Below are 1,232 nucleotides of genomic sequence, written 5' to 3' on the forward strand. Positions count from 1 at the left end.
CGTTGGGTAGTTGTTAAGACGGATGCTGGTGGCGATGTCTACGAACACGGTCAAGAGAGCAACAATACTCGTATTTCCTCCAATCCTATCGACATTCGCAAGAGTGATTTTCCGAACCTGAAAGTATCCAGCGTTACTGCTCGAACCGATTCAGCTTTCTCCGGTCAGAAAATTACTATTGATTGGGTAGTAGAAAACACAGGAACTGGCTCAACTAGCGCTCCAATTTGGTATGACGCCGTTTTCCTGTCTTTAAACGGTCAAGAAACATACCTGGGTCAAACTTCTAACTTTAGCTACTTGGATAAATATGGTAGCGGCATACACAGCTATAACAATAGTTTAGAGGTTACCTTGCCTGATAATATTGAGGGCAACAACTACTACTTTGTTGTTAAAACTGATTACTACGATAATGTCTACGAATATCAAAACGAGGATGACAATTTTCGGAGCACAGAATCACCCACCAACATTGAACTGACTCCACCGCCAGACTTACAGCCGACTGTCAACGAACATTCCCCAGTGTTCTCAGGTCAGAGGATGACCCTGAATTGGACTGTTGTCAATAATGGTCCTGGCAAAACCTCTCAGCACAGCTGGTATGACGAAGTTTATATGTCAGCTGACCCCTACCTGGGCAATGGCGATGAGGAGTACTTCCTGGGTTCTCGTTACCACTACGGCGACCTTGATGTTTATGATGCTAACAGCACTAATGGAGCTACTAGCAGCTACACCACTAGTTTGGATGTCACTTTGCCAATAGGAGTGAGTGGAAATTTCTACTTCATTGTTAGAACTGACGCTGGCAATCAGGTTTTGGAATTTGCGGGCGACGCCAATAACATTGTTGCCCAACCTACACCTACTACTGTTAATCTCACACCACCGCCAGACTTGGAAGTCGAGTTGGTAGACGTTCCAACTCAAGCTTTGGCTAGCCATGCCCTGACCATTGATTACCGTGTTACCAACAATGGCTCAACCGCTACTCCCAACTATTCTTGGGTTGATGCTTTCTATCTATCAGAGGATGCTAATTTCAACTCCAGCACGGATAGGTTATTGGGTGAAATTAGGCATCATGGCAGCTTAGACATAGATGAACCCAACAAATGGTATGACGGCTCTGCTACCTTTACTCTACCTGATGGGCTGAGTGGTACTTTCCACGTCTTTGTTGTGACTGACCAGCACAATGACGTTTTTGAACTGAATAATCACAA

The 1,232-nt window shown here is 44.8% G+C and carries 1 protein-coding gene; it reads left to right on the forward strand.

Annotated elements, in window-relative coordinates:
- Positions 1-1,232, forward strand: a 1,232-nt coding sequence (locus WA1_RS51940; protein ID WP_033336845.1) for a CARDB domain-containing protein, incomplete at both ends; no start/stop codon positions are given.

This window comes from Scytonema hofmannii PCC 7110 (assembly GCF_000346485.2).
GTDB classification, from domain to species: domain Bacteria; phylum Cyanobacteriota; class Cyanobacteriia; order Cyanobacteriales; family Nostocaceae; genus Scytonema; species Scytonema hofmannii.